The following is a 20,591-nucleotide window of genomic DNA, read 5'->3' on the forward strand; positions in this document are numbered from 1 at the left end:
TCATGGCTACGCTCGAACTTCGCAACGTAAACAAAACCTATGGTGCCGGCCTGCCGGACACCCTGAAGAACATCGAACTGTCGATCAAGGACGGTGAGTTCCTGATCCTTGTCGGCCCGTCGGGCTGCGGCAAGTCGACCCTGATGAACTGCATCGCGGGTCTGGAAACCATCACCGGCGGCGCGATCATGATCGGTGACCAGGACGTCAGCGGCATGAGCCCCAAGGATCGCGACATCGCCATGGTGTTCCAGTCCTACGCGCTGTACCCGACCATGAGCGTGCGCGAGAACATCGAGTTCGGCTTGAAGATTCGCAAGATGCCGCAGTCGGCAATCGACGAAGAAGTCGCCCGCGTGGCCAAGCTGTTGCAGATCGAACACCTGCTCAATCGCAAGCCGGGCCAACTCTCCGGTGGTCAGCAACAGCGCGTGGCGATGGGCCGTGCGCTGGCGCGTCGGCCGAAGATTTATCTGTTCGACGAACCGCTGTCCAACCTCGACGCGAAGCTGCGCGTCGAGATGCGCACCGAAATGAAACTGATGCACCAGCGCCTGAAAACCACCACGGTCTACGTGACCCACGACCAGATCGAAGCGATGACCCTAGGCGACAAGGTTGCGGTGATGAAGGACGGCATCATCCAGCAGTTCGGCACGCCGAAAGACATCTACAACGATCCGGCCAACCTGTTTGTGGCGAGCTTCATCGGTTCGCCGCCGATGAACTTCATTCCGCTGCGCCTGCAACGCAAGGACGGTCGTCTGCTGGCGCTGCTCGACAGTGGTCAGGCGCGTTGCGAGTTGCCGATGGGCATGCAGGACGCCGGGCTGGAAGATCGCGAAGTGATTCTCGGCCTGCGCCCGGAGCAGATTGTTCTGGCGAGCGGCGAGGGCAATGGCCTGCCGAGTATTCGCGCTGAAGTGCAGGTCACCGAGCCGACCGGTCCGGACACCTTGGTGTTCGTCAACCTGAACGACACCAAGGTCTGCTGCCGCCTGGCGCCGGACGTGGCGCCGCAGGTGGGCGAGAGCCTGACGTTGCAGTTCGATCCGTCGAAAGTGTTGTTGTTCGATGCCAAGACTGGCGAACGGCTGGGTGTTGCCGGTCAACCACAGACCGATGCGCGGTCTGCGAACGTGGCGCAATTCAAGGGCCGCTGAGGAACAAATGTGGGAGCGGGCTTGCTCGCGAAAGCGCAGTGTCAGGCAACACATGTACTGACTGACACGACGCCTTCGCGAGCAAGCCCGCTCCCACAGGGGAGCACGCGGTGAATGGCCTGTCATTCGCCGCACTTTATGTAAACCGCGTTAGATAAAAACAGTTAATAACAATAAAGACGAGGAAGTAGGGATGAAAATGAAACACGTCAATGCCCGGTTGATCTGCCAAGTGTCAGCTGCGGCGGCATTGGTGCTGGCCGGTAATGCAATGGCTGCCGATGCCTTCAGTTCCGATTCCAAATGGATGACCGGCGACTGGGGTGGCGAGCGGACCAAGCTGATCGAGCAAGGTATCGACATCAAGGCCGACTACGTTGGCGAAGTCGGAGGCAACCTGAACGGTGGCTACAACGACGACAAGACCGCGCGTTACGCCGACCAGTTTGGCCTGGGCGTGGCACTGGATCTGCAAAAACTGTGGGGCTGGGATAACACCCAGGCCAAGATCCAGCTGACCAACCGTAACGGCTACAACATCTCCAACGACCGTGTGGGCGATCCGCGTGCCGGTACCTTGAGCTCGTCTCAGGAAGTCTACGGTCGTGGCCACATGGTGCGTCTGACCCAGTTGTGGATTCAGCACCAGTTCTTCGACAACAAGCTCGACGTCAAGGCCGGTTACTTCGGTGAAGGCGAAGACTTCAACACCTTCCCGTGCGACTTCCAGAACCTGGCGTTCTGCGGTTCCCAAGTGGGTAACTGGGCGACCAACATCTGGTACAACTGGCCTGTCAGCCAGGCCGCGATCCGCGTGAAGTACAACATCAACGACGAGCTCTACGCGCAGATCGGTGCGTACAACCAGAACCCGTCGCAGCTGGAACACGGCAACGGCTTCAAGCTCAGCGGCAGCGGCACCAAAGGTACCGTTCTTCCGGTTGAATTGGTCTGGTCGCCGAAGGTCAACAGCCTGCCTGGCGAATACCGTGTCGGTTACTACAAGAGTACGGCCGATGCCGACGACGTTCGTGAAGACGTCAACGGTTTCGACGCCGCCACCACTGGCGATGCTTATAAGACCCACAGCAGCAAAAGCGGCTACTGGTTCGTGGCGCAACAGCAACTCACCAGCCACAACGGTGATGCCTCGCGCGGTCTGAACATCGCGGCCAACGCCACCTTCCACGACAAGGAGACCAACTTCATCGACAACTACCAGTCGGTGATGTTTGTCTACAAAGGCCCGTTCGACGCGCGTCCGAAGGATGACGTCGGTATCGGCGCGGCGCGTATCCACGTCAACGATGACGTGAAGAAAAATGCCGAGCTGCTGAACGTTTCCAACGGTGTTTCGGATTACGACAATCCGGTGTTCTCGCCGATTCGTGAAACCGAATACAACTACGAGATCAACTACGGCTTCCACGTCACCAACTGGCTGACCGTGCGTCCTAACCTGCAATACATCACTCACCCAGGCGGTGTGGATGAAGTGGACAACGCTCTGGTCGCGGGCCTGAAAATTCAGTCTACGTTCTAACGCGTCTGCGATAAGCTCCTCTCTATGTGCGCATATTTGCGGACAGCTCAGGCTGTCCGCTTTTTTTTGGGGGGCGGCGCGCCCCTGTGAAAGACGAGTTCAGGATCGTGGCAAATGCATGAGCATCCGCTACAACGCTTCTTCAAATCCCTGCGTGAACAACCGGTGTTCGCCTGGGAGCGCTATCAGATGCGCGACGTGTTGGTGATCGATCACCCGCTGTGTCAGGCGGTGTTCAGTCGTCAGGGTGCGCAGTTGCTGCACTTTCAGCCACGCGGGCAGAAACCGTGGTTGTGGTGTGCGACGAAGTGGCCGCATGTTGGTGCCATTCGTGGTGGTGTGCCGGTGTGCTGGCCGTGGTATGGCCGCCATCCGAGCGAAAACGCATGGCCGTCCCATGGCTGGGCGCGTTTGCTTGACTGGAAACTGCTCGACAGCAGCCATGCCGAAGACGGTGTACGCCTGCACTGGCAATTACAGCTGTGCGACTGGCAGGTTGATCTGCACGCGCACCTTGGCGAACGCATGGAATTACGCCTGAGCACCGAGCATCAGGACGACATGCCGTGCCAGTTGAGTCAGGCTTTGCACGCTTACTGGCGTATTGGCGATGTCGGTGAGATAGCGCTGTCTGGGCTCGAAGGCGCGCAAGGTTATGACCAGTTGAACCGCCAGGTTTGTCAGCAGGAGGGCGAGTTGCGGGTCGATGGAGGCTGTCAGCGGGTATTCCAGCATGACGGCGAATTGCAGCTCAAGGATCACGCCTGGCAGCGCGAGTTGTGCATCGATACCGGTGACAGTGGCGATACGGTGGTGTGGCATCCGGGATCGCGGCCGTTGTTGGGCGTGAGTTGGGATGAGGTGACGGAGTTTGTGTGTGTGGAGGCGGCGGCGGGGGGCACTGACAGCCTGCATCTGGCGCCGGGGGAGAAGGCGCATTTGAGTTTGCAGGCGTGGGCAGCGGCCTGATTCGGAATCTTGTGGTGAATCGGCTGGCCCCTTCGCGAGCAAGCCCGCTCCCACAGGGGAATGCATTCCAAATGTGGGCGCGGGCTTGCTCGCGAAGAGGCCGGATCAGTCAGCCGAGATCGCGGATCAGTTGAACTCGTCCCCCACCGGATACCGGCTCGCATTCAAGCTCTCTTTGATCTTGCGCAGATGCGGCTGGAAATCCACCCCGCGACGTAGCGTCATCCCCGTCGCCAGCACATCCAGCACGGTCAACTGAATGATCCGCGAGGTCATCGGCATATAAATGTCGGTGTCTTCCGGCAGCGGAATATTCAGGCTCAACGTACTGGCCTTGGCCAGTGGCGAATTCTCCGCCGTCAGCCCCAGCACCGAAGCACCGTTCTCGCGAGCGATACGCGCCACTTCCACCAGCTCACGGGTGCGGCCGGTGTAGGAAATGATCACGAACAACTCGCCGGTGTGCGCCACTGAAGCAATCATCCGCTGCATCAGCACATCGGCATGCGCCGTCACCGCCAGGTTGAAACGGAAGAACTTGTGCTGCGCATCCAGCGCCACCGGTGCCGAAGCGCCGAGGCCGAAGAAGTGGATCTGACGGGCCTGAATCAACAGGTCGACGGCGCGGCTGACCAGATTCGGGTCCAGCGCCTGGCAAGCGCTGTCCAAGGACGCGATGGCGCTGCCGAAAATCTTTTGCGTGTACGCCTCGGGATTGTCGTCGGCCTCGACCGCGCGGCTGACATACGCCGCACCACTGGCCAGGCTCTGGGCCAGTTGCAGCTTGAGCTCGGGGTAACCGCTGACGCCGAACGAACGGCAGAAACGGTTGACCGTCGGTTCGCTCACCTTTGCTGCCTGGGCGAGGGCGGCGATGCTGAAGCGGGTGGCCTGCTGCGGGTTGAGCAGGATCACCTCGGCGACTTTGCGTTCGGCCTTGTTCAGGTCTTCAAGGCGACTCTGGATCTGTTCCAGTAAATTTCGCACGCGGTCCATATGGAATTCCTAATTCACCTGCGCAAAGGTGCGCCGGGCTATGCAAATTGGGCCTTTGATATGGCCCGTAACGGTGGCCTATCCTACTGATGGCTCCGACCGACCACCACACGGAATCTGTATTTTGCGAAAATGTTGTGGTTATTACTACATTTTCCCTTGAGTGATGCCTTGAAAAAAGGTATTTGTAGCTTAACTTGATAAAAGAACAAACATCATGCCTTCGATTACGGTTGAACCGTGCACCTTTGCCTTGTTCGGCGCTCTGGGCGATCTGGCCCTGCGCAAGTTGTTTCCTGCCCTTTATCACCTTGATGGCGCCGACCTGCTGCACGAGGACACGCGCATCATCGCGTTGGCCCGTGAAGACGGTACCGAGCAGCAGCACCTGGCATTCATCGCCGCTGAGCTGCGTCGCTACGTCGGTAAAGAGTTGGACGAGGCTGTTGCCGAACGCTTCCTGGCGCGCCTGACTTACCTGCACGTCGACTTCCTCAAGGCTGAAGATTATGTCGCGCTGGCCGAACTGGCCGGCAACACGCAACGCATGATTGCCTACTTCGCCACCCCGGCGGCGGTGTACGGCGCGATCTGCGAGAACCTGGCGAAAGTCGGTCTGGCGGAAAACACCCGCGTGGTGCTGGAAAAGCCGATCGGCTCCGATCTGGAATCCTCGCGCAAAGTGAATGACGCCGTGGCGCAGTTCTTCCCTGAGAACCGCACCTACCGCATCGACCACTATCTGGGTAAAGAGACCGTTCAAAACCTCATCGCCCTGCGTTTCGCCAATAGCCTGTTCGAAACCCAGTGGAACCAGAATTACATCTCCCACGTGGAAATCACCGTGGCCGAGAAGGTCGGCATCGAAGGCCGTTGGGGTTATTTCGACAAGGCTGGCCAGCTGCGCGACATGATCCAGAATCACCTGCTGCAACTGCTCTGCCTGATTGCCATGGACCCGCCGGCCGACCTGTCCGCCGACAGCATCCGTGACGAAAAGGTAAAAGTGCTCAAGGCCCTCGCGCCGATCAGCCCGGAAGGCCTGACCACCCAGGTTGTGCGCGGCCAGTACATCGCCGGCCATAGCGAAGGCAAATCCGTACCGGGCTATCTGGAAGAACCGAATTCCAACACCCAGAGCGACACCGAAACCTTCGTCGCCCTGCGTGCCGACATCCGCAACTGGCGCTGGGCTGGTGTGCCGTTCTACTTGCGTACCGGCAAGCGCATGCCGCAGAAACTGTCGCAGATCGTCATCCACTTCAAGGAACCGTCGCACTACATCTTCGCCCCCGAGCAGCGCCTCCAGATCAGCAACAAACTGATCATCCGCCTGCAACCGGACGAAGGCATTTCCTTGCGCGTGATGACCAAAGAGCAGGGCCTGGACAAAGGCATGCAACTGCGCAGCGGCCCGCTGCAACTGAATTTCTCCGACACCTGGCGTAGCGCGCGGATCCCCGATGCCTACGAGCGGTTGTTGCTGGAAGTGATGAACGGCAATCAGAACCTGTTTGTCCGTAAAGATGAAATCGAAGCCGCGTGGAAGTGGTGTGACCAACTGATTGCCGGGTGGAAAAAATCCGGTGACGCGCCCAAGCCGTATGCGGCCGGGTCGTGGGGGCCGATGAGCTCCATTGCACTGATCACGCGGGACGGGAGGTCGTGGTATGGCGATATCTGATGTGAAACTGCCGGCGGGCGTAAATGCCCACGAATTCAAGAGCCCGGTGCTGTTGGCCGAAGGTCTGGCGCTGAACGTGGCCAAGCAACTGACTGATGCGATTGCAGCACGCGGCAACGCGGTGCTGGTGGTGTCTGGCGGTCGCAGCCCGGTGGCGTTTTTCCAGCACCTGGCCAAGCAGGAACTGGACTGGTCGAAGGTCGTCGTGACCCTCGCCGACGAGCGTTGGGTGCCGGTCGAGCACGCCGACAGCAATGCCGGTTTGCTCAAGCAGTATCTGCTCAAAGGCCCGGCGGCCAAGGCACAGTTCCTCAGCCTCTATAGCGCGGCGGCCAACGTCGAGCAGGCTGCTGAACAGGCTGATCGCTTGCTCGCCGAATTGCCGCCGATTGACGTGCTGGTGTTGGGCATGGGCGATGACGGCCACACGGCTTCGCTGTTCCCCGACAGCCCTAACCTCGCCGAAGCGCTGCAAGCCGACGGCACGCGCCGTTGCTGGCCGATGCTGGCACCGAGTGTGCCGCGTCAGCGCCTGACCATGAGCCGTGCGCTGCTGGCCTCGGCCAAACACAAGATTCTGTCGATTTCCGGTCAATCGAAACTGACCACCCTGAATGCCGCACTGGCATCCGACGTCGCTGCCATGCCGGTGCGCGCGTTTCTGCAACCTACGTTAGAGATTTACTGGTGCCCATGAGCCAAGGAACAGCCGCTATGACAACCCCATCCCCGACCGTTTCCATGGCGGACAAAGTTGCCCTGATCGACAGCCTCTGCGCCAAGGCGCGAATCCTGCCGGTGATTACCATCGCCCGTGAACAGGACGTGCTGCCACTGGCCGACGCTCTGGCCGCCGGTGGCCTGACCGCGCTGGAAGTGACGCTGCGTTCGCAGTTCGGCCTCAAGGCGATTCAGATCCTGCGCGACCAGCGTCCGGAACTGATGACCGGTGCCGGCACCGTGCTTGATCGCAACATGCTCGCAGCGGCCGAAGCGGCGGGTTCGCAATTCATCGTCACTCCGGGCATCACCCGTGACCTGCTCGAAGCCAGCGTCGACAGCCCGATTCCGCTGTTGCCGGGGATCAGCAACGCCTCGGGCATCATGGAAGGCTACGGTCTGGGTTATCGCCGCTTCAAGCTGTTCCCGGCTGAAGTCAGCGGTGGCGTGGCAGCGATCAAGGCCCTCGGCGGTCCGTTTGGCGAAGTGAAATTCTGCCCGACCGGCGGCGTCGGACCGGCCAATATCAAAAGCTACATGGCGCTGAAAAACGTCATGTGCGTGGGCGGTAGCTGGATGCTTGATCCGGAGTGGATCAAGAACGGCGACTGGGCCCGCATTCAGGAATGCACCGCCGAGGCGCTGGCGCTGCTGGACTGATCGCTTTACCCGACACTTCGTTGTGTGTTCTACGGCTTTACGGTGCGCTTGGTCGGTGCACCGTTTTTTTTTGCCCGAAACAAACGCAGACCTCTGTAGCAACTGTCGAGTGCAACGAGGCGGCTCCTACAGATGTGTCTCGTTACGCTGCGATACATAGTTACCGCACGGCGTTTTTTCCGTGGCGCTAATCTGCGTTCATCTTATGGAAGAGAGGAACGTGTCATGGATCGAGATCCTGCATCACCATCGCCGCAACCGGTGTATCAACTCGCCCCGGAGCAAATTGCCGGGCCGTATTTCCGTAATCCCAAACTGTTGCGGCGCAATATCAGCGAAGGCGCTGAGGGCTTGCCGCTGATCTTGCGTCTGACCATCGTCGATGCCATGACCGGCGAGCCGGTGAGCGGCGCACTGGTCGATATCTGGCATTGCAATGCAAGAGGGGCTTATTCGGGCTGGAGCCGGCTCAATCCGGATCTGGAGGTCGATGCCGAGGCCATCGGCTCGATCCCGCGCACCGACGACGATACTTACCTGCGCGGCAGCCAGTTCTGTGATCACAAGGGGCGCGCGCGGTTCACCACGATCTATCCCGGGTTTTACGCGGGCCGCGCCTTGCATATTCATGTGGCGGTGCGCATCGTTACCGGCAGCGAATACCTGGAAGAGCGCTACGTGGCCTGGGTTGGCCAGTTGTATTTTCCCGAGGTGGTGTCACGTTCGGTGCTCAATGCCAAAGCCTATCGTGGTCGAGCGTCCTTGCCGTTGAACAACGCCGAAGACAGCTTCTACGCCGGCATGGCCGGCGAGGCTTCGACTCTGTCGGTCTGGCCGATCGGCCGCGACTCTCACGAGGACGGCTACTTCGGCCACCTGACCATTGGCATCGATACGTTCGCAGTGTCGTCGCAGATCAAACCCGAGGACTTCGACAAGTACACCGTCTAAGCGGACTAACGCAGCTCGTTGAGCGCGCGGGTCAACAACTGCATGTCAGCGGCGGTAGTGGTCAGTCCCGGTGTAATGCGGATGCAAGGCCCGCACGCCGCGCCGGTGCGCACCACGCTGAACAGGTTGTAGTCGTTGAGCAGGCGCTCGGCCATTGCCTGTTGATCATCGCGGCGCGTAAAGCGCATCGAGGTGATGCCGCAGTACAGTCGCGGATCATCCGGGGTCATCACCTCGATGCCCGGCAGATGCCGTACAGCACTGACCCACAAATTGCGCAGGTAATTGAGCCGCGCGCCTTTGGCTGCGGCGCCGCCGAGTGATCGGTGTTCCTCGAACACCAGCGGCAGCGTCATCAGCGCCGGAATGTTTGGCGTGCTGTACGAGGTGCGTGCGCGGATGTCGTTGCCCGGATAGTGCATTTCACCCATGTCCGGGTCGATGTCGGCCAGACGCTGCGGCGAGATGTAGAGGAAGCCAAGGGTCAGCGGTGCGCCGATCCACTTGTGCAGGTTGTAACCGGCGAACGCGATGCCCAGCGCTTCGAGGTCGAACTCGATCTGGCCCAGTGCGTGGGCACCATCGAGAATGATGTCGATGCCATGTTCCTTGGCCAGCGCGGCGATGGCCTGTACCGGCATCACCAGACCGGTGCGGTGGGTGACGTGGGTCAGGGCCATCAGTTTGAGTTTCGGGTGGCCGATGAACGCTTCACGATAAGTATCGAGCAGGCTGTCGAAACTGGCCGGATGCGCGTGGCTGATCTCGATCACCTCCGCCCCGCGATGATGCGCCAGCCAGCGCATGGCGCCCTTGACCGTGTCGTACTCGAGGTCGCAGATCAGCACCTGATCGCCCGGTTGCAGGCGGTTGTAATTGCGGATCAACGACTGCAGGCCTTCGGTGGCATTGCGGGTGAAGGCCACGCTCTGCGCGCGTACGCCGATCAACTCGGCAAGCTGTGCGCGAATATCGAGGCTATCGTGCTGTTCGAAGCGCTGACGCACATACACCGAATTGCTGGTGTTGATCAGTTCGATGTTGCGCTGATACTCCTCGATCACCGTGCGCGACATGCGCCCGAAGTAACCATTTTCCAGATTTACGGGGCCGGGTTGAACGTCGTAGCGGTCGGCGAAGGTTTGCCAGAAAGCTTCATCACGGGCACGGCGGGTGTTGTCGGGCATGGTCGACTTGCTCTTGAGGAGGAGGGCGCTTCAGTGGCGCGGGGCGGGTTTGCCATGTTTGGCGCGCAGCGGTTCGAGCAAATCCGAGAGGCCGTTGTGATCGATTTCCTGCATCAGCGCGAGCAAGCCACCCAGTTCGCCATGCGGAAAACCTTCGCGGGCAAACCAGTTCAGATAAGGACCCGGCAGGTCGGCAATGATCCGTCCTTTGTATTTGCCGAAGGGCATTTCGCGGGTGATCAGCAGTTCGAGTTTTTCAGGGTTCATCGATTTTCGTCTGGATTCAAATCAAACTGGAAAATACAGGCATTCTGCATGCAGGCCAAATGACAGATCATGCAAATAACCGTGATACAGATAGTTCATTTATCTTTAACTTGTTGATAAATAACGATTTATTTCAAAATAAAAAGCTGGCACGCACACTGCAATATCCCTTGCATCTTCCATCGATCGCAAGGAATTGAAAAATGACTGACATGAATAAAGAAGCCATCTCTGTACTCAATGACCTGATTGAAACCAGCAAGGATGGTCAGGAAGGGTTCAAGACTTGTGCAGAAGACATCAAGCATCCAGAACTGAAAACCCTGTTCGCGACTCGCTCTGCTGACTGCGCTACTGCCGCAGCTGAACTGCAAGCGGAAGTGCGTAAACTGGGCGGTGATCCAGAAACCTCCACTAGCGTCAGCGGTGACCTGCATCGCCGTTGGGTAGACGTCAAAGCCATGTTCACCGGTAAAGACGAAGAAGCAGTGCTCAACGAAGCCGAGCGCGGTGAAGACCATGCGCTGAAGGCTTATCGTGAAGCCATCGAAAAAATCAGCAAGCACAATCTGGTGGGTATTCGTGACCTGGTTGAACGTCAATACCACGGCGTACAGCGCAACCATGACCAGGTGAAAGCCCTGCGTAACCAGGCTCGCGCACGCTCGTAAGCCACGCTGGAAAAACTGTGGGAGCGGGCTTGCTCGCGAAAGCGGTGTGTCATGCAACGATGATGTTGCTGACACGACCCCTTCGCGAGCAAGCCCGCTCCCACAGTTGTTTTTTGTGTACCTGAAGATTAGCCGATGCTGATCGCCGGCAATGTCGGCAGGGTCACGGTTTGCTGTTTACGTGGCGCGAGAATTTCAGCCTCGCCATCCACCACCAACTCATCACGCTGATTGAACACACGAGTGGCAATGCGCACGCGAAACTTCGGCAACTTCTCGAGAATTTCCAGACGCACTGTCAGCGTGTCACCGATTTTCACGGGCTTTTGAAAGCTCATCTGCTGACCGATATAGATCGTACCCGGACCAGGCAGCTCGCAAGCCACCGCAGCGCTGATCAGCGCACCGCTGAACATGCCGTGGGCGATGCGCTCCTTGAACATGCTGGCGGCAGCGAACTCGGCGTCCAGGTGTACAGGGTTGTGGTCGCCGGACATGGCGGCAAACAGCTGGATGTCACGCTCTTCGACGGTCTTGCTGTAGCTGGCGGTCTGGCCGACTTCGAGGGCTTCGTAAGGGATGTTGGTAACCTGGGTCATCGGTCTTGATTCCTGTGACGGATTAAATGAATCCACAAAAAATTATTCGCTGCGGTGAGGGCGCGGATGGCTCAGGGCCTGGTCGATCCAGGTCAGCACATCGGCGATCACTTCGTCGCGGTTGGTTTCGTTGAACAATTCGTGCCGCGCCTGCGGGTAGATCTTCAGTTGCAGGTTCTGGCTGCCGGCCGTGCGCAAGGCATTGGCCAGATCTGTCAGACGCTTGCCTTCGCTCACCGGATCACATTCGCCGCCGATCACCAGCAGCGGCAGGCCCGGGGCAATCTGGGCGAGAGTGGACGCTTTGCTGATCTGCTGCAAGCCGCCGAGCAAGTCGATCCACAGTTGATTGGTGCAGCGAAAACCGCACAGCGGGTCATTGGCATATTTGTCGACTTCGACCGGATCGCGGCTGAGCCAGTCGAACGGGGTGCGCACCGGTTTGAATTTTTTGTTGAACGAGCCGAACGACAACCACTCGATCAACGCGCTGCGTCCCTTGTCGCCTTGGCGCAGTTTCTCCAGGCGAGCGATCTGTCGCGCAGCACCGTAGAGCGCCACCGGTTGAAAGTTCGAACCACTGAGAATCGCCCCGTGCAGGCTGGCGCTGTGATGCAGCAGATAACCTTGAGCAAGGTAGCTGCCCATGCTGTGGCCGAGCAGGATGATGGGGACGCCGGGATGCTGCTGGCCGATGTATTGATTAAGACTGGCCAGGTCACCGACGACTTTGCACCAACCGTCGTCGTCGGCGAAATGCCCGAGGGTACCGTTGTCGGCGGTTCTGCCATGTCCACGCAAATCCGGGGCGTACACACCGTAACCTTTGTCGCAAAACGTGTCGGCCAACCGCGCGTAGCGGCCGCTGTGTTCCGCCATGCCATGGGCCAGCAGAATCACCGCTTTCAACGGCGCGGCCGGCAACCACTGATTGACGAAGAGGCGGCTGCGGTCACTGGCGTCCAGCCATAGGGTTTGGTGGATCATGGCGATTCCTTTGCTATGGGTCGAAGCATTGTATAGCGCATCTGTCGCTTGTCGTCCGATCAGCCCACGCCACGGCGTGAAGATTCACACGATCAATGACGACATCGCCCATATTTGCCTCAATGGCCATAACTGCTAGTGTCCGTGAAGCTCCGCTTTTTGCTTTCTGCTTTCAATGCATGAAGGAGAAATGACAGAAACGCGGCCCCGGATCGGCTCAGGTAAAGAGGACAAGAACAATGCAACCTGATTTCTGGAATGACAAACGCCCGGCCGGCGTACCGCTGGACATCGACATGGGTGAGTTCAAGTCGGTGATCGAAGTGTTTGAGCGTTCCTGCAAGAAGTTCGCCGATCGCCCCGCGTTCAGCAACATGGGCGTCACCCTGACTTACGCCGAACTCGAACGCCAGAGCGCCGCCTTTGCCGGTTATCTGCAAGCACATACCGATCTGGTACCTGGGGATCGCATCGCGGTGCAGATGCCTAACGTGCTGCATTACCCGATTGCCGTGTTCGGTGCGTTGCGCGCCGGGCTGATCGTGGTCAACACCAATCCGCTGTACACCGCGCGAGAGATGCGCCATCAGTTCAAGGACTCCGGCGCGCGGGCGCTGGTGTATCTGAACATGTTCGGTCAGAAAGTCCAGGAAGTGCTGGCCGACACCGATATTCAATACCTGATCGAGGCGAAGATGGGCGACCTGATGCCCACCGCCAAGGGCTGGCTGGTCAATACAGTGGTCAGCAAAGTGAAGAAAATGGTGCCCGAGTATTCGCTGCCCCAGGCGATCTCCTTCAAGAGCGCGTTACGCATGGGCCGGGGCCTGGGCATCAAGCCGCTGAAGGTCGGCCTCGACGACATCGCGGTGTTGCAGTACACCGGCGGCACCACCGGGCTGGCCAAAGGGGCAATGCTCACCCACGGCAATCTGGTGGCGAACATGCAGCAAGTACGTGCCTGCCTTGCACAGTTGGGCCCGGATGGGCAGCCGCTGTTGCGCGAAGGGCAGGAGGTGATGATCGCGCCACTGCCGCTGTACCACATCTATGCCTTCACCGCGAATTGCATGTGCATGATGGTCTCGGGCAACCATAACGTGCTGATCACCAACCCGCGTGACATTGCCGGGTTCATCAAGGAGCTCAAGAACTGGAAGTTTTCCGAACTGCTGGGGCTTAACACCCTGTTTGTCGCGCTGATGGATCACCCGGACTTCAAGACCCTGGATTTCTCCACGTTGAAACTCACCAACTCCGGCGGCACAGCGTTGGTCAAAGCCACGGCCGAGCGTTGGGAGCAGATCACCGGTTGCCGTATCACTGAAGGCTATGGCCTGACCGAAACCTCGCCGGTGGCCTGCACCAATCCGTATGGCGATCAATCGCGTCTGGGCACGGTTGGTCTGCCAGTGCCGGGGACGCTGCTCAAAGTCATCAATGATGATGGCGTCGAGCAGCCGCTGGGTGAACGTGGCGAGCTGTGCATCAAAGGCCCGCAGATCATGAAGGGCTACTGGCAAAAACCTGAAGCCACCGCCGAAGTGCTGGACGCCGAGGGCTGGTTCAAATCCGGCGACATCGCAGTGATCGACCCGGATGGTTTTGTGCGCATCGTCGATCGCAAAAAGGACATGATCATCGTCTCCGGTTTCAACGTGTACCCCAACGAAATCGAAGACGTGGTCATGGCCCACCCGAAAGTCGCCAACTGCGCGGTGATCGGCGTGCCGGACGAGCGTTCGGGCGAGGCGGTGAAGCTGTTTGTAGTGGCGCGGGAAAGCGGCGTGAGCCTTGAAGAGCTGAAGGCTTACTGCAAAGAAAATTTCACCGCCTACAAAGTGCCCAAGCACATCGTATTGCGTGAGTCGTTGCCGATGACGCCGGTCGGCAAGATTCTGCGGCGCGAGTTGCGCGATATCGCCTAAGGATTAGAAGCGAAAAGATCGCAGCCTGCGGCAGCGCCTACAGGAAACGCATTCCAATGTAGGCGCTGCCGCCAGCTGCGATCTTTTGCTTTGTAGGCCCGGAAAATCAGGCGTTTCAGGGTGATATAGTATTTTTGCTCTAAAATGACTGCTGGCAAGTCTTGAGTCATAAATATGACTGTTCGGGCCACTTTTGGCTCTGGTCGACCCTCGGCAAAGCTGCTACTCTCGGCGCGCTTTGTGACGTCTCGGCCTCTGTAAAGCCAGATTCACCAATACAAAACACACACCAATAATAATCGCATCAAATGCGGTGAAGAATTCGCGTTGCTGAGGAGTGGGCTTCCATGATCGAAGACTTTTGGAAGGATAAATACCCGGCTGGAATTGCTGTCGAGATCAATCCGGACGAGTATCCGAACATTCAGGCAGTGTTGAAGCAATCCTGCCAACGCTTCGCCAACAAACCGGCTTTCAGCAACCTGGGCAAGACAATCACCTACGGTGAGTTGTACGAATTGTCTGGTGCGTTTGCCGCGTATCTGCAACAGCATACCGATTTGCAGCCCGGTGATCGAATCGCCGTGCAACTGCCCAACGTTCTGCAGTACCCGGTGGCCGTCTTCGGTGCGATCCGCGCCGGGTTGATCGTGGTCAACACTAACCCGCTGTACACCGCGCGGGAAATGGAACACCAATTCAACGACTCCGGTGCCAAGGCGCTGGTGTGCCTGGCGAATATGGCGCACCTGGCTGAAGCCGTCGTGCCGAAAACCGGCGTCAAACACATCATCGTCACCGAAGTCGCCGACCTGCTGCCGCCGATCAAGCGTCTGCTGATCAACAGCGTCATCAAATATGTGAAGAAGATGGTGCCGGCCTATCACCTGCCCAAAGCCGTCAAGTTCAATGACGTGCTGAGCAAGGGCCAGGGCCAGCCGGTGGCAGAGGCCAACCCGGACAGCGGTGACGTTGCGGTGCTGCAATACACCGGCGGCACCACAGGCGTTGCCAAAGGCGCGATGCTGACCCACCGCAACCTCGTGGCCAACATGCTGCAGTGCAAGGCGCTGATGGGCTCCAACCTCAATGAAGGTTGCGAAATCCTGATCACGCCGCTGCCGCTTTATCACATCTATGCGTTCACCTTTCATTGCATGGCGATGATGCTGATCGGCAATCACAACATCCTGATCAGCAACCCGCGCGACCTGCCGGCGATGGTCAAGGAACTGTCGAAGTGGAAGTTCAGTGGTTTCGTCGGCCTGAACACGCTGTTCGTCGCGCTGTGCAACAACGAAGGCTTCCGCAAGCTGGATTTCTCGGCGCTGAAGGTGACCTTTTCCGGCGGCATGGCCCTGCAACTGGCCGCGGCCGAGCGCTGGAAAGCCGTGACGGGCTGCGCCATCTGCGAAGGTTACGGCATGACCGAAACCAGCCCGGTGGCCACGGGCAACCCGATTCAGAACATCCAGATTGGCACCATCGGCATTCCCGTGCCATCGACCCTGTGCAAAGTCATCGACGATGCCGGTGTCGAGCAGCCGCTGGGTGAAATCGGCGAACTGTGCGTCAAGGGCCCGCAAGTGATGAAGGGTTACTGGCAGCGTCAGGAAGCCACCGACGAAATGCTCGACAGCGACGGCTGGCTGAAGACCGGTGATATCGCGCTGATCCAGCCTGACGGCTACATGCGCATTGTTGACCGCAAGAAGGACATGATTCTGGTCTCCGGTTTCAACGTTTACCCGAACGAACTGGAGGACGTGCTGGCGACCCTGCCGGGCGTGTTGCAGTGCGCGGCCATCGGTGTGCCGGACGAGAAGTCGGGCGAGGCGATCAAGATTTTCATCGTCGTCAAACCGGGCGTGACGCTGACCAAGGAAACCGTGATGGAGCATATGCGCGCCAACGTCACCGGCTACAAGGTGCCGCGCTCGGTGGAATTCCGCGATGCACTGCCGACCACCAACGTCGGCAAGATCCTGCGTCGTGAATTGCGCGACGAAGAGCTGAAGAAGATCAAGGCCAAGAACGCCGCTTAAAACAAAAAGCCCCGCAGATGCGGTAATGCTGTTCACTTAAGCATTTGAATCCTCGCCGGGCTTCTTCGAAAATCCGATGTCAGATCTCTGGCATCGGATTTTTTATGTCTGTTCAACAGGACTTGCTCGACCTCGGCGACCTTTTCAACTTCTGTGACTTGAGCACATTCACTCAAAATATTCCCATCGAGTGGGTCGCGTCTGCGCTGGATCTGTCCAGCCAGGCCACTATCCGACGGCGTCGCTTGCCTGCCGACCAAGTGCTCTGGCTGGTGCTCGGCATGGCATTGTTTCGCGACGAGCCCGTTCATGAGGTTGCCCGACGTTTGAACATCTGCGCCCAAGGTCTGGCTTCTGACCATCTATTGGCCCGTAGCGGTGTAACCGAAGCCCGCAAGCGGCTGGGGGCCGACCCGGTTGAGTGGTTGTTTCGCAAAACGGGTACTCAATGGGGCGCGCAGCGCTATCCCGATGATGCCTGGCAGGATCTGCAAGTATTTGCAGTCGATGGTGCGCTTCTGCGCACGCCGGATACACCGGAGTTGCGAGACCATTTCGGTTCTGGAAACACCTCGACCGACCGCCAGACTCCCTTTCCCATGCTGCGCCTGGTGGCGCTGATGAATGTGCGTTCACACCTGATCCTGGATGCACAGCTTAGCCCTTACCGACGCAGCGAAATGCGTCTGGCCGATGAGTTTTTGCAGCAGATCCCCGACCACTCCGTGACGCTATTCGATAAAGGGTTCTGGAGCGCCGATCTCATGCTCAGCCTGAGCGGCGACGGCAGTCACCGTCATTGGCTGAGTCCGGCTAAGAAGGGATTGGTTTGCGAGGAGGTAGCCCGTTACAACCAGCATGATCGTTTGGTGCGTATGAAAGTGTCGCCGCAAGCCAGAAAGCGAAATCCGACTCTTCCTACACACTGGGAGGCGCGTGAAGTCAGTTATGAAATTCAAGGCAAAGTAAAAACAGTCATGACGTCGTTGCCGGCCAAGATCTACAGCACCAAGTCTGTTGCCAAGCTTTATCAGGAGCGCTGGGAAATCGAATTGGGCTTCAGGGATATCAAAAGCTCAATGCAGCAAAACGCAATGACCTTGCGCAGCAAAAAGGTCGATTTGATCTACCAGGAAGTGTGGGGGTTGTTGCTGGCCTATAACGTGATTCGTCGGGAGGCAAGTCAGGCAGCAGTCGCGTTTGGTCGAGCGCCGTCGGACATCCGTTTCAAGCCGGCTTGCCAGTACATCGCCGTGCAGTTGATCGTAATGGCAGCGGCCAATCCTGTTTCAGCGACGGGTAGACGGTTGGCGGAACTTAGAAAAGGCGTTGGCGGGCTGTTTCTGGATCACCGCCCAAGGCCTTCGAGGCCAAGGACGGTGAAGATTTCAAAAACCCGGTTTCCGGTGGACCGTAAGGCTGCTCCGCTTAAGTGAACAGCATTACGCAGATGCGGGGCTTTTTGTTGGAGCAGGCTGTCGATTTGTAGTGCCTGTGAGACCGCGTTCGCGAGCAAGCCCGCTCCCACATTTGACTGTATTCCAACTGGAGGAGAGCGGATGAATGTAGGCGCGAGCAAGCCTGTTCCCAAATTTTGAATGTATTCCAACTGGAGGACGGCGGATGGCGGGGTAAGACAGTTGCTCCCACATTTGACTGTATTCCAACTGGAGGAACGCGGATGAATGTGGGAGCGGGCTTGCTCGCGAAGCTTTTCTGTTACTGACGGAACGGCGCGAAATTCACGTTGGTGCCGGCCGGACGCATGTCCTGCAGATACGAATCCTTGTCCGCGCTCAATTCCAGGCTCAACGCCGCCTTGCGCTTGCCCTCGTTACGAATCACCAGGCCTTCCAGCTTTTCACGCAGAAACACCGTCGGCACTTTCAAGTGCAGCAATTCGTCAGTGGCTGGCGTATGCATCAGCAGGTGAATCCACTCGTATTGACCGACGGCCAGGCGCGTCACCGGCAGGTCGAACCACCAGATGTTGCGATTGCGGTTCAGTTCGGCGAAGTGGCAGTTGTTGGAGCCGAGCACAGCGCCGCCCAGTTCCTGGTTTCGACGGGCGATGGCCTGCTTTTTATCGAGTTTCATAACATTCCTGCGGGGATCGGTTATCTGGCGCGTGGCGCCCATATGGAGCGCATTCTCAAGGCAACGCCGACAAACATAAAGCCCAACCTGCACACTGCGACGAAATGAACGCCTGAAAAAAAATGAAACTTGGCGCAAACCGGGCCGGTCAATCATTACGTACTGACTTTTCCCCCCTAATTGCACCAAGGAGAAACACCATGAGTAGCACAGGCGATAAAGTAAAAGGCATGGCCAACGAAGCGGTCGGCAACATCAAGCAAGGCGTCGGTAAAGCCACCGACAACACCAAGCTGCAGACCGAAGGCAAGGTTCAAGAGAAAAAAGGCGAAGCCCAGCAAGCCGTCGGCAAAGCCAAAGACGCAGTGAAGAAAACCATCGACAAGGCGTAATCGCGCCTTGAACGAAAAGCAGAAGCGGCCATCCAAGGATGGCCGTTTTTGTGTCAAATACCTGCTGACATCCACCAATGGTCGCCAAGTAGGCTAACGTGATGTAAAAAACGGCCCCTGAGTCGCCACGACTTCAACCTGTATTGCGGCGAAAGGAGACGCGAATGATTTTTCCGGACATGAAAGGTCTGCCCCTGCACCGGGTGATGGTGCGCACGGTCACTGAATTCGTCGACGACGAAATGTCGACTTATGCCTCGGCACTGGCTTACCAGATGCTGTTCTCGCTGTTCCCGTTCATTCTGTTTCTGATTGCCCTGATCGGTTTCCTGCACCTGCCGGACTTCTTCTCCTGGCTGCGCCTGCAATCGGAACTGGTGCTGCCACCCCAGGCGCTGGAGCAGGTCAACCCGGTAATCGATCAGTTGCAGCAGTCCAAGGGCGGCTTGCTCTCGGTGGGTATCGTCATCGCTTTGTACACCGCCTCTGCCGGTGTGCGCTTGATGATGAGTGCAATGAATGCTGCCTACGACGTGGTCGAGGGGCGCCCGATCTGGAAGCGCTTTCCGCTGTCGATTTTCTACACCGTCGGCATCGCCGGCATGTTGCTGGTGGCTGCAGCGCTGATGGTGCTCGGGCCTCAGGTGATGGGCTGGATTGCCGCGCAGGTGGGGCTGGAAGATTTCATCGTCACCCTATGGACCATCGCGCGCTGGCCGGTCATCGTGATTCTGATGATGGTTGCCGTGGCACTGATCTACTACGTGATGCCCGACGTCAAGCAGGAATTCCGCTTCATCACCCCGGGTTCGGTGTTGGCTGTGGTGGTGTGGATCATTGCGTCCTTGGGGTTCGCGTTCTACGTGAAAACCTTCGCCAACTACAACGCGATGTATGGCAGCATCGGTGCGATCATCGTGCTGCTGCTGTACTTCTACATCTCCGCAGCGGTGCTGTTGCTCGGCGCGGAGATGAATGCGGTGATCGAGCACATGTCCAGCGAGGGCAAGGATGCCGGTGAAAAAGTCCCCGGCGAACTCGACGAACATCCCAAACAACACGTCTCGGGCCTGGGCCGCGATCATTCGCTCAAGCCGGACACTGACGAAGCCTGAGCATGATTCGTGAAATTCTGAAAATGGGCGACGAGCGCCTGCTGCGCGTTGCCCCGCCTGTACCGCCGGAGATGTTCGACAGCCCCGAGCTGTGGCAACTGATCGATGACATGTTCCAGACCATGGAAAGCGTTGGCGGCGTCGGCCTGGCCGCGCCGCAGATCGGCGTCGATCTGCAACTGGTGATCTTCGGTTTCGAGCACAGCGAGCGTTACCCGGACGCCGAAGCCGTGCCGCAGACGATTCTGATCAACCCGCTGATCACGCCGTTGAATCCGTTAATGGAAGAGGGCTTTGAAGGTTGCCTGTCCGTGCCGGGTTTGCGCGGCGCAGTGGAGCGTTATCAGCAGATTCGCTACGAGGGTTTTGATCCCAAAGGCCAGCCGATTGTGCGGGTGGCCTCGGGCTTTCACGCGCGGGTGGTGCAGCACGAGTGCGATCATCTGATCGGCCGGCTGTATCCGTCACGCATCAGCGATTTCAGCAAGTTCGGTTTTACCGAAGTGATGTTCCCGGATCTTGATCCAGCAGCAGACGATTGATCTAAGACCCAGCACATATCCCTGTGGGAGCGAGCCTGCTCGCGAATGCGCAATATCAGTGACAGATTCTGTGAC

General features: G+C 58.3%; 20 protein-coding genes. 14 read left to right on the forward strand and 6 right to left on the reverse strand.

Annotated elements, in window-relative coordinates; genetic code table 11:
- The first annotated feature begins 2 nt into the window (after positions 1-2).
- From ATI02_RS01920 to ATI02_RS01935, 3 genes are all read left to right on the forward strand, one after another.
- Positions 3-1,163 carry an ABC transporter ATP-binding protein gene (locus ATI02_RS01920; protein ID WP_100845295.1) on the forward strand — a complete coding sequence of 387 codons (1,161 nt, stop codon included), beginning with the start codon at positions 3-5 and terminating at the stop codon, positions 1,161-1,163.
- Positions 1,164-1,356: 193 nt separating this feature from the next.
- The gene (locus ATI02_RS01930) at positions 1,357-2,706 is read left to right on the forward strand and encodes a carbohydrate porin (RefSeq protein WP_100845296.1); all 1,350 of its coding nucleotides are present in this window, start codon (positions 1,357-1,359) and stop codon (positions 2,704-2,706) included.
- Between the two features lie 114 nt (positions 2,707-2,820).
- On the forward strand, positions 2,821-3,675 hold the full coding sequence (locus ATI02_RS01935; RefSeq protein WP_100845297.1) for a D-hexose-6-phosphate mutarotase: 855 nt from the start codon (positions 2,821-2,823) through the stop codon (positions 3,673-3,675).
- A gap of 126 nt (positions 3,676-3,801) precedes the next feature.
- Here the strand turns inward: ATI02_RS01935 and ATI02_RS01940 are convergent, their stop codons facing one another.
- The gene (locus ATI02_RS01940; RefSeq protein WP_170947228.1) at positions 3,802-4,662 is read right to left on the reverse strand and encodes a MurR/RpiR family transcriptional regulator; all 861 of its coding nucleotides are present in this window, start codon (positions 4,660-4,662) and stop codon (positions 3,802-3,804) included.
- Positions 4,663-4,888: 226 nt separating this feature from the next.
- Between ATI02_RS01940 and zwf the strand changes: the two genes are divergently transcribed.
- The 4 genes from zwf (at position 4,889) to ATI02_RS01960 (ending at position 8,686) form a co-directional block, all read left to right on the forward strand.
- A complete protein-coding gene (gene zwf / locus ATI02_RS01945; protein WP_100845298.1) occupies positions 4,889-6,355 on the forward strand; it encodes a glucose-6-phosphate dehydrogenase in 1,467 nt (488 codons plus the stop codon).
- Positions 6,342-7,052: a 6-phosphogluconolactonase gene (gene pgl / locus ATI02_RS01950; protein ID WP_100845299.1), complete on the forward strand. Its 711-nt coding sequence runs from the start codon at positions 6,342-6,344 to the stop codon at positions 7,050-7,052. Before zwf ends, pgl begins: the two co-directional genes overlap by 14 nt.
- 17 nt (positions 7,053-7,069) lie before the next feature.
- A complete protein-coding gene (locus ATI02_RS01955; RefSeq protein WP_008082815.1) occupies positions 7,070-7,735 on the forward strand; it encodes a bifunctional 4-hydroxy-2-oxoglutarate aldolase/2-dehydro-3-deoxy-phosphogluconate aldolase in 666 nt (221 codons plus the stop codon).
- A 225-nt stretch (positions 7,736-7,960) separates the two neighbouring features.
- Positions 7,961-8,686 (forward strand): intradiol ring-cleavage dioxygenase, encoded by a 726-nt coding sequence (locus tag ATI02_RS01960; RefSeq protein ID WP_100845300.1) that lies wholly within the window; start codon positions 7,961-7,963, stop codon positions 8,684-8,686.
- A gap of 5 nt (positions 8,687-8,691) precedes the next feature.
- Here the strand turns inward: ATI02_RS01960 and ATI02_RS01965 are convergent, their stop codons facing one another.
- Both ATI02_RS01965 and ATI02_RS01970 read right to left on the reverse strand, forming a co-directional pair.
- Entirely contained in the window at positions 8,692-9,873 is a 1,182-nt protein-coding gene (locus ATI02_RS01965; RefSeq protein WP_100845301.1) for an aminotransferase class V-fold PLP-dependent enzyme, read from the reverse strand.
- A 30-nt stretch (positions 9,874-9,903) separates the two neighbouring features.
- The gene (locus ATI02_RS01970) at positions 9,904-10,140 is read right to left on the reverse strand and encodes a DUF3820 family protein (protein ID WP_003227425.1); all 237 of its coding nucleotides are present in this window, start codon (positions 10,138-10,140) and stop codon (positions 9,904-9,906) included.
- A 203-nt stretch (positions 10,141-10,343) separates the two neighbouring features.
- On the opposite strand from ATI02_RS01970, the gene ATI02_RS01975 reads away from it, so the two are divergent.
- A complete protein-coding gene (locus ATI02_RS01975) occupies positions 10,344-10,811 on the forward strand; it encodes a ferritin-like domain-containing protein (RefSeq protein ID WP_095188062.1) in 468 nt (155 codons plus the stop codon).
- A gap of 128 nt (positions 10,812-10,939) precedes the next feature.
- Here ATI02_RS01975 and ATI02_RS01980 read toward each other — a convergent pair whose 3' ends face one another.
- Together ATI02_RS01980 and ATI02_RS01985 are read right to left on the reverse strand one after the other, a co-directional pair.
- Positions 10,940-11,410 carry a MaoC family dehydratase gene (locus ATI02_RS01980; RefSeq protein WP_003227420.1) on the reverse strand — a complete coding sequence of 157 codons (471 nt, stop codon included), beginning with the start codon at positions 11,408-11,410 and terminating at the stop codon, positions 10,940-10,942.
- 42 nt (positions 11,411-11,452) lie between these two features.
- On the reverse strand, positions 11,453-12,397 hold the full coding sequence (locus ATI02_RS01985) for an alpha/beta hydrolase (protein ID WP_095188063.1): 945 nt from the start codon (positions 12,395-12,397) through the stop codon (positions 11,453-11,455).
- Positions 12,398-12,636: 239 nt separating this feature from the next.
- On the opposite strand from ATI02_RS01985, the gene fadD2 reads away from it, so the two are divergent.
- From fadD2 to ATI02_RS02000, 3 genes are all read left to right on the forward strand, one after another.
- A complete protein-coding gene (gene fadD2, locus ATI02_RS01990; protein ID WP_100845302.1) occupies positions 12,637-14,325 on the forward strand; it encodes a long-chain-fatty-acid--CoA ligase FadD2 in 1,689 nt (562 codons plus the stop codon).
- Between the two features lie 347 nt (positions 14,326-14,672).
- Positions 14,673-16,370 carry a long-chain-fatty-acid--CoA ligase FadD1 gene (fadD1, locus tag ATI02_RS01995; protein WP_100845303.1) on the forward strand — a complete coding sequence of 566 codons (1,698 nt, stop codon included), beginning with the start codon at positions 14,673-14,675 and terminating at the stop codon, positions 16,368-16,370.
- A 104-nt stretch (positions 16,371-16,474) separates the two neighbouring features.
- Positions 16,475-17,806 carry an IS4 family transposase gene (locus ATI02_RS02000; protein ID WP_100845304.1) on the forward strand — a complete coding sequence of 444 codons (1,332 nt, stop codon included), beginning with the start codon at positions 16,475-16,477 and terminating at the stop codon, positions 17,804-17,806.
- Between the two features lie 283 nt (positions 17,807-18,089).
- Here ATI02_RS02000 and ATI02_RS02005 read toward each other — a convergent pair whose 3' ends face one another.
- The gene (locus tag ATI02_RS02005; protein WP_095188066.1) at positions 18,090-18,467 is read right to left on the reverse strand and encodes a hypothetical protein; all 378 of its coding nucleotides are present in this window, start codon (positions 18,465-18,467) and stop codon (positions 18,090-18,092) included.
- A gap of 200 nt (positions 18,468-18,667) precedes the next feature.
- Here ATI02_RS02005 and ATI02_RS02010 point away from each other — a divergent pair, with 200 nt between their 5' ends.
- From ATI02_RS02010 to def, 3 genes are all read left to right on the forward strand, one after another.
- Positions 18,668-18,859 carry a CsbD family protein gene (locus tag ATI02_RS02010; protein ID WP_064588869.1) on the forward strand — a complete coding sequence of 64 codons (192 nt, stop codon included), beginning with the start codon at positions 18,668-18,670 and terminating at the stop codon, positions 18,857-18,859.
- Positions 18,860-19,023: 164 nt separating this feature from the next.
- Entirely contained in the window at positions 19,024-19,974 is a 951-nt protein-coding gene (locus ATI02_RS02015; RefSeq protein WP_095188067.1) for a YihY/virulence factor BrkB family protein, read from the forward strand.
- A gap of 2 nt (positions 19,975-19,976) precedes the next feature.
- The gene (gene def / locus ATI02_RS02020) at positions 19,977-20,516 is read left to right on the forward strand and encodes a peptide deformylase (RefSeq protein WP_100845305.1); all 540 of its coding nucleotides are present in this window, start codon (positions 19,977-19,979) and stop codon (positions 20,514-20,516) included.
- Positions 20,517-20,591: the final 75 nt, after the last annotated feature.

This window comes from Pseudomonas baetica, from assembly GCF_002813455.1.
Classification (GTDB): Bacteria; Pseudomonadota; Gammaproteobacteria; order Pseudomonadales; family Pseudomonadaceae; genus Aquipseudomonas; species Aquipseudomonas baetica.

Coding starts and splice junctions, on each gene's coding strand:
- ATI02_RS01920 (WP_100845295.1), top strand. CDS start 3: ATGGCTACGCTCGAACTTCGCAACGTAAACAAAACCTATGGTGCCGGC.
- ATI02_RS01930 (WP_100845296.1), top strand. CDS start 1,357: ATGAAAATGAAACACGTCAATGCCCGGTTGATCTGCCAAGTGTCAGCT.
- ATI02_RS01935 (WP_100845297.1), top strand. CDS start 2,821: ATGCATGAGCATCCGCTACAACGCTTCTTCAAATCCCTGCGTGAACAA.
- zwf (WP_100845298.1), top strand. CDS start 4,889: ATGCCTTCGATTACGGTTGAACCGTGCACCTTTGCCTTGTTCGGCGCT.
- pgl (WP_100845299.1), top strand. CDS start 6,342: ATGGCGATATCTGATGTGAAACTGCCGGCGGGCGTAAATGCCCACGAA.
- ATI02_RS01955 (WP_008082815.1), top strand. CDS start 7,070: ATGACAACCCCATCCCCGACCGTTTCCATGGCGGACAAAGTTGCCCTG.
- ATI02_RS01960 (WP_100845300.1), top strand. CDS start 7,961: ATGGATCGAGATCCTGCATCACCATCGCCGCAACCGGTGTATCAACTC.
- ATI02_RS01965 (WP_100845301.1), bottom strand. CDS start 9,873: ATGCCCGACAACACCCGCCGTGCCCGTGATGAAGCTTTCTGGCAAACC.
- ATI02_RS01970 (WP_003227425.1), bottom strand. CDS start 10,140: ATGAACCCTGAAAAACTCGAACTGCTGATCACCCGCGAAATGCCCTTC.
- ATI02_RS01975 (WP_095188062.1), top strand. CDS start 10,344: ATGACTGACATGAATAAAGAAGCCATCTCTGTACTCAATGACCTGATT.
- ATI02_RS01980 (WP_003227420.1), bottom strand. CDS start 11,410: ATGACCCAGGTTACCAACATCCCTTACGAAGCCCTCGAAGTCGGCCAG.
- ATI02_RS01985 (WP_095188063.1), bottom strand. CDS start 12,397: ATGATCCACCAAACCCTATGGCTGGACGCCAGTGACCGCAGCCGCCTC.
- fadD2 (WP_100845302.1), top strand. CDS start 12,637: ATGCAACCTGATTTCTGGAATGACAAACGCCCGGCCGGCGTACCGCTG.
- fadD1 (WP_100845303.1), top strand. CDS start 14,673: ATGATCGAAGACTTTTGGAAGGATAAATACCCGGCTGGAATTGCTGTC.
- ATI02_RS02000 (WP_100845304.1), top strand. CDS start 16,475: ATGTCTGTTCAACAGGACTTGCTCGACCTCGGCGACCTTTTCAACTTC.
- ATI02_RS02005 (WP_095188066.1), bottom strand. CDS start 18,467: ATGAAACTCGATAAAAAGCAGGCCATCGCCCGTCGAAACCAGGAACTG.
- ATI02_RS02010 (WP_064588869.1), top strand. CDS start 18,668: ATGAGTAGCACAGGCGATAAAGTAAAAGGCATGGCCAACGAAGCGGTC.
- ATI02_RS02015 (WP_095188067.1), top strand. CDS start 19,024: ATGATTTTTCCGGACATGAAAGGTCTGCCCCTGCACCGGGTGATGGTG.
- def (WP_100845305.1), top strand. CDS start 19,977: ATGATTCGTGAAATTCTGAAAATGGGCGACGAGCGCCTGCTGCGCGTT.